We start from the raw sequence: 6,562 nt of genomic DNA on the forward strand, positions 1-6,562 counted from the left end.
CCGTTCTAGAGCCCACTTTAGTCATTTCGTCAATAACTAGCCTGCAGCCCCGTCGCTGTGGGCTTTTTTTTTGTTTACCTTTTTCTGAAGAAGTTACTAGACTGAGTTTTATCTACTACCTCTCCTGATGCGTAAACAAGTCAGTCCCTATCTTGTCAGAACTGTCGTTCTCCAATCGGGGGAGCGGTTGCCGATGCTCTGCGAGCGTTCGACGGGGTTGCCTCTGTATGACCCTACGCTCTATGCGCTGACTGAGCTCCGAGCGAGAAACCGGTCTGCTTCGACGATTCGGCAAGCGCTCCGTAGCGTCATGCTGCTGTGCCTTGTTTTGGATCGCTTGTGCGTCGATCTGGATGCGCGAATGCAAGAGGGGCGGTTTTTAACGTTGGGCGAGATCGAAGAGATTTCGCGTTGCTGCCGCGCCTCGTTGGAGGCAGTGTTGGCTGACGACTTCGCGAAGGACGCCTTGGTTCCGGCCAGGGTAGTGGCGTTAGAGAGGGCTCGCATGCGCACTACCTCGACAGGCATCCCGGCGCATGTTTGCTCCGAGAGTGCTGCAATTCGCATTCACTACATCTGTGGGTATCTCGAATGGCGAGCGACGGGGTGTCTGCTGACGCTGAGTCCTAGCCACGCAACCTACCAGTCGCTCAAAGTGGCGGCTGACCTCGCGTGTCGAGCGCTTCGAGAGCGACTACCCTCGTCGTCTCGGCGAAACCACATCAATCAACGGCAGGGGTTGTCCGTGGAGGCGCGGGCAAAGCTATTAGACCTGATCGACCCCGCTTCCCCGGACAATCCCTGGCCTGGTCGGCACCCAAGGGAGCGAAATGCCCTGATGGTTCGGTGGTACTTGTCACTCGGAATCAGACGAGGCGAACTCCTCGGCGTTCGCGTCGCGGATGTTAACTTCCGCAGCAATGAGGTGCTAATCGCAAGGCGGGCAGACGACCCTGAGGATCCGCGTAGAGATCAGCCGAATACTAAGACGAGTGACCGCCTGTTGGCGCTGGACGAGGACCTGGCCCGGCGAACACGGGACTACGTTATGGGCTGCCGGCGGGCTATCAAAGGGGCGCGCAAACATCAATACCTCTTCGTTGCGAACGGCTCGGGCGCTCCGTTGACAATAGCGGCAGTCAATAAGATCTTCGTGGCGCTGCGAATCAAGTGTCCCGACTTGCTGGAAAAACTGTCTCCGCATGTCCTTCGGCACACTTGGAACGACGATTTTTCGGAAGTGATGGACAGAGAACGGGTCCCCGAAGAGATGGAGAAAAAAATGCGCTCGCGCCTGATGGGCTGGTCGGAAACGTCAGATTCTGCAGCAACCTACACGAGACGGCACGTACAGCGAAAGGCGAGTGACGCGATACTCGATCTGCAGAAAAAGCTAAAGAAGGACGAATCGAGTGAAACCTGACGCCCTCGCACATTTGGGTCAGTCGACTCAGCCTTCTTTTGCGCAACTGCCTTCACGAGCGACGACACGAAGTGGTGTTGTCTTCAACCCACAGACGGTCAAGTGGGTGTACCGCGATGGCGTCGTCGCAATGTCAATCGACTTCGTCCCGGCAGGTGATCAGGTTGTCTCCGAGTTTCTGCTGTCCATGAAGGCCGTCCTGTTGTGGTACGCCGAGAACTCATCTGCACACCATGTTCGTAACCTGCATTCACGCTTAGTGCATTTCCTCGAGTTTCAGTACCGCTCGGCGGGAGCCCCAATCTCCGAGATCAGCAGTGTCGATCTCTTGAACTACAAAACATCCCTCGCTGAGAGCCAAGCCTGGTATCTGGGGACGTTGTCTGGCTTGCTGAGGAAGTGGCACCGCCTTGGCTACGCTGGTGTGAGCGATGCTGCTGCAGCGTTGCTCGAAGACATGCGTACCAAAGGCAACACCAAGGGAGCGGCGGTGCTGACCATGGACCCCGTGATGGGGCCATATACAGCTGTGGAACATGAAGCCATCCAGGCGGCACTGAATGATGCATATATGGACGGTGTCGTTGACGATGGCGAGTATTTTCTCGCTTGGTTGTTCATGGCTCTCGGCCAGCGCCCCGCTCAATACGCTGCCTTGAAGGTACGCGACCTCTCAGTTGCAACGACGAAGGAAGGCGATGCCGCATATATCCTCAGAGTCCCAAGGGCGAAGCAAAGCAACGCTCATCTCCGCGCCGATTTCAAGGAGCGGCCGCTCATCTCTCAGATCGGTGGGCCGTTGCTCAAATACGTCCAGCGAGTTCGCGCACGATTCATGCAACTGTTGGATGACCCGAGTGGAGCACCGATGTTTCCGCAGAAGCGTCCGCGCGATATGGCCGAAGGCTACGAGTATCACCATACCGGCACCAGTCTGGGGCTTGTACTGAAGGCGGCGTTAAACCGTCTCGAAGTGCTCTCTGAACGCACCGGCAAACGCGCTCACATCTCGCCCGTCAAATTCCGGAGAACGTTTGGGACAAGGGCGGCCCAGGAGGGGCATGGCGAACTGGTCATCGCAGAGATGTTGGATCACTCTGACACGCAGAACGTTGGCGTATACGTGGCAGCCGTTCCCGAAATCGCTCAGCGCATCGACCGTGCCGTGGCAATGAGTCTCGCGCCGCTGGCGCAGGCGTTCAAAGGAGTAGTGATTCACGACGAATCGGAAGCTTCACGAGCCGGTGACCCCTCCAGTCGCATCATTGACCTCAGAATCGATCGCAGTGCGAAGCCCATGGGATCGTGCGGCCAACATTCCTTCTGTAGCTTCTCGGCACCAATCGCCTGCTACACCTGCAGGAGCTTCGAGCCATGGCTGGATGGGCCGCACGAAGCGGTCCTCACTCACCTGCTTGACAAGCGTGAACAATTGCTCAGATCAACGGACGAGCGTCTGGCAAGCGTTAACGACAGAACTATCCTCGCGGTTGCGCAAGTTGTCCATATTTGCGAAATGAGGAGAAATTCCTCAAATGGCTGAGATTGTCCATTTTGCGCCGCGAACCGAGCTGGACGCGGAAGCGAACCTCCTGGGTTTTATTGACGTTTGCCGCAATCAGCTGACCGTGTTCGGCGCGAATCTTCCGTTTGATGCGGATGTTTGGGACGTCACCGAGGCGCTGCAACTGAAGGCAAGGAATGGCGCGATCCGCTTAGTATTCAGTACATGGGATACGGCCAACGATCGCGACCCGCTGATGATGCCAGAGCCCTTCTTGTCGTTTGCAAAGGGCTACATGCGGTACTGGCATGCGCTGCGGCCCACCAAGATCGTCGGGAGTCGTCTGGCAGCACTGCGGGCACTTGAGGCCGCCATTTCTGAGGGCGGGCGGCAGTTCGCCCTGGCGCAAGTGTCCCCGGAGACTCTTCACCGCGCTGCCCAGTTGATCCAGGATAAGTTCTCCGCGGCCGTCGCCTACCGAGTTGCCGGGCAGCTTGAGATGGTTTCGGACTTCTTGGTGAAAGGCCGCTTGACCGCGGTGCCGGTGCGCTGGCGGAACCCGATCCCGCGACCGCGAGACAGTGTGCGGGTGGGCAAAGAATTCGATGACGAGCGGCAAGCTAAGCTTCCCTCGCCGACTGCATTGGCTGCGCTGGCCAATGCCTTCCACCTCGCGTTCGAGCCGATTGACGTGCTGGTGTCCTCGATTGCGGCGGTCTTGTGTTCTGCGCCGGACCGCGTCAATGAGGTCTTGCGACTCGAAGTGGATTGCGAAGTGACGCAGACATCGGCTGCGGATGGTCAATCTGAGTATGGCCTCCGGTGGCGCCCTTCGAAAGGGGCCGATCCCATGGTGAAATGGGTAGTGCGATCGATGGTCGATATCGTCAAAGAGGCAGTTGGCAATATCAGGAAGCTGACGGAAACGGCCCGGGACGTTGCGATTTGGTGCGAACAGCATCCCGGTCAGATGTATTTGCCGGCTCACCTTGAACATCTACGTGGGCGGGATCGATTGTCGATGCCAGAGATGCTGGATGTTCTCTTTACAGACTCGGAACATCTACATCGTTTAGCGGCAACGAATTGGTGCCACACCCACGGCATCCGGACGGAAGGTGCGAGGGGGAAACTGACGGCTGCCTTTGCAGACATTGAGCAAACCGTCTTGGCGATGTTGCCGCGCGGGTTTCCGATTGCCAGTGAGGAGCGCAACTTGAAGTACAGCGCCCTGCTGTGCCTAGTGCAAAGAAATGCCCTGCACAGGTCAAGGGCGACATACCGGGGTGTGTTCTATTGTCTTCAGCACCAAGATATCTCCGATGGTCTTGGAGGTAGAACGGAATCCGGCTTCAAGTCCCTGTTCGACCGTCTAGGCTTGACCGAAGACGACGGAAGTCCGATCCGCATCAGGACCCATCAGTTCCGCCACTACCTCAATACCCTGGCTCAGGCAGGCGGCCTCAGTCAACTCGACATTGCCAAATGGTCTGGTCGAGTCAACGTAAGTCAGAACAGAGCTTACGACCATCAATCTGATCGCGATGTGCTGGCGCTCGTTCGGCAAGCTGTCGGAGATGAGCGGCATTCGGTCGGCGCTCTAGCACGGCTGCACAAAGCCACGCTGATTCCAAGGGACGAATTTGCTCGGCTCAAGGTGCCAACGGCGCATACCACGGAGTTTGGTTACTGCATTCACGACTTCGCCATGCTGCCGTGCCAGCTTCATCAAGACTGCCTCAATTGTGATGAACAGGTCTGTATCAAGGGGGATGCGGTCAGGGAGGCCAATCTCCGTCGGCACCGCGACGAAACGCGCATACTGCTTGCGACCGCAGAGGCCGCGGTATCGGAGGAGCTTGCTGGTGCGGATCGATGGCGCGAGCATCAGCGGAATACGCTAGAGCGTCTCGACCAGCTTTGTGGGATTCTCGACGATCCGCGTGTCCCGTTTGGCACGGTGATCCAACCCTCCGGCGTGATGCCTGCCTCGCGCCTGGAGCAGACTGCTGAGCGACGTCAACTCCGGTTCGGAGCCAAGGCGCGTAGCCCAGGGCAGCGAAGGCTGCCTCCACCGGTGGATACGAGCGAAGGGGAGGCGACGGAATGACTCACGTCCGAGCGAGGAACCTCGGTGACGATGACATCGCAGAAATTGTCGCCATCCTTGATGGCTGGGCGGGTAAGCTCAGTTGGGAATTGTTTATCGATGCGATCGAACGCCGCAAGCGGACGCGATATACCCGCCAGGCGCTGCACAGGCATGAGCGTATCAAGCACGCATTTTCCCTGCGAAAGACAGCCTTGTCGGAAGGTCAGGAAGGCGGTGTGCGGCAGGTCGAATCGCCGGAACTTCAGGTCGCTCTGGAGCGCATCGCGCGGTTGGAAGGCGAGAACGAGCGGCTGGCGGCCGAAAACCAACGGTTGCTCGAGCAGTTCGCACGCTGGGCTTACAACGCGCACACGAGAGGTCTCGACAAGGCATTTTTGAGCGGGGCACTTCCTGCCGTAAATCGCGACCAAACAGAGAAACCGATCAAGCTCGTCAAACAGAAGGACCGCTAGGGCGCAAATCTTCTACTGACATTGCCATCCTCAGAACCGTGAGGCGGGGCAAGGCTGCTGGCCTCTACACATCCACGCGGAACAGTTCGGCAATGGGAAGGTCGAAGGCCGCGGCAATGCGGTCGATGTTATCCAGGGAAACATTGCGCGCGCATCGTTCGACATGCGCCAGGAAGGACCGATCCATGCCGCATTCGAATGACAGCTCTTCTTGCGACCAGCCCCGCTGGGCTCGCAAACGTCGCATGTTATCCGCGAGCACTTGGCGAGCACTTGGCCTAGGTGGGCAGGTGGGGGTGACTGACATGCCCGCATAGTGCTAAGCCGCTACTTTTATGTCAGTGGGTTTTGAGTCACAATGGCACTATGCCAATTTTTGGATCTGTCATGAACTCACACCGTGCCCATCGTCCTGCCATGAAAGAAGGGCGGCGTCGCTCCAGTCAAGTCCCACTGTCGGTCGAGAAGACGAGGGATCAAGTTGCCTTCCGCGTTCCCAATTCTGGTTTCAATCTAGTGCTGGAACCGACGGAGGTATCCGCGGCCGTCTTCTACGAAGCGTCGAGCAAGTTAGAGCTTGCTCTTCGTGAAGGAAGCCTCGTGACGGTCCAATGCGATCTGCCGTTTGCCAAGTCCATCGTCGTGTCACTCCTGCCGGAGGAGCGAGATAGTGATTTTCAGTTCGAGCCAAAGGATGGGCACCGGCTTTGTGCTTGGGATGTTGCCGACTGGTAGCCGGACGGGCGCGACGAACCCCCGTGTTGCATCCGTGCGTTCGCGACCATTCTTCTAGTTTTCTACTAGCACGACGGTACGAGCGGACGATGCATCTTGGTATGCTTCCTCGACTCCGCGATGACGGAGCAGACAATCCGACCTTTGCCCACGGGAGCGAACGCCTACCCACGAGGTGCTTCTTGACTGCGACGCTTCACTTTGTTCTGGCGCTGCACCGATCCCGAGTCGGTCCTCCTAGGAATCGAGGTCCGTCTGGGTCGAACTTGGATTTTGTTTGCCCGTAGCGAGCCAGCCGGCCCGATGAGCCATGGCGTCGTGGAGCGCATGGTGCC

General features: G+C 57.9%; 6 protein-coding genes. 5 read left to right on the top strand and 1 reads right to left on the bottom strand.

The features are described from left to right. The first annotated feature begins 505 nt into the window (after positions 1–505). Genes CF70_RS38900 through CF70_RS09050 form a run of 4 tightly spaced genes read left to right on the top strand, consistent with a single transcriptional unit; the run spans position 506 to position 5,492 of the window. On the top strand, positions 506–1,423 hold the full coding sequence (locus CF70_RS38900) for a tyrosine-type recombinase/integrase (protein WP_414629438.1): 918 nt from the start codon (positions 506–508) through the stop codon (positions 1,421–1,423). Between the two features lie 13 nt (positions 1,424–1,436). Then, positions 1,437–2,966 carry a site-specific integrase gene (locus tag CF70_RS09040; protein ID WP_063830444.1) on the top strand — a complete coding sequence of 510 codons (1,530 nt, stop codon included), beginning with the start codon at positions 1,437–1,439 and terminating at the stop codon, positions 2,964–2,966. Next, the gene (locus CF70_RS09045) at positions 2,959–5,037 is read left to right on the top strand and encodes a hypothetical protein (protein ID WP_051648177.1); all 2,079 of its coding nucleotides are present in this window, start codon (positions 2,959–2,961) and stop codon (positions 5,035–5,037) included. The genes CF70_RS09040 and CF70_RS09045 overlap by 8 nt, the downstream gene beginning before the upstream one ends. Next, complete coding sequence (locus CF70_RS09050; RefSeq protein WP_035863253.1) at positions 5,034–5,492, top strand: hypothetical protein; 459 nt, start codon at positions 5,034–5,036, stop codon at positions 5,490–5,492. Before CF70_RS09045 ends, CF70_RS09050 begins: the two co-directional genes overlap by 4 nt. Before the next feature lie 64 nt (positions 5,493–5,556). Here CF70_RS09050 and CF70_RS09055 read toward each other — a convergent pair whose 3' ends face one another. Next, positions 5,557–5,799: a helix-turn-helix domain-containing protein gene (locus CF70_RS09055; protein WP_035863255.1), complete on the bottom strand. Its 243-nt coding sequence runs from the start codon at positions 5,797–5,799 to the stop codon at positions 5,557–5,559. An 80-nt stretch (positions 5,800–5,879) separates the two neighbouring features. On the opposite strand from CF70_RS09055, the gene CF70_RS09060 reads away from it, so the two are divergent. After that, entirely contained in the window at positions 5,880–6,227 is a 348-nt protein-coding gene (locus CF70_RS09060) for a hypothetical protein (protein ID WP_152561747.1), read from the top strand. Positions 6,228–6,562 lie beyond the last annotated feature (335 nt).

The organism is Cupriavidus sp. SK-3 (assembly GCF_000611145.1).
In the GTDB taxonomy this organism is placed as follows: domain Bacteria; phylum Pseudomonadota; class Gammaproteobacteria; order Burkholderiales; family Burkholderiaceae; genus Cupriavidus.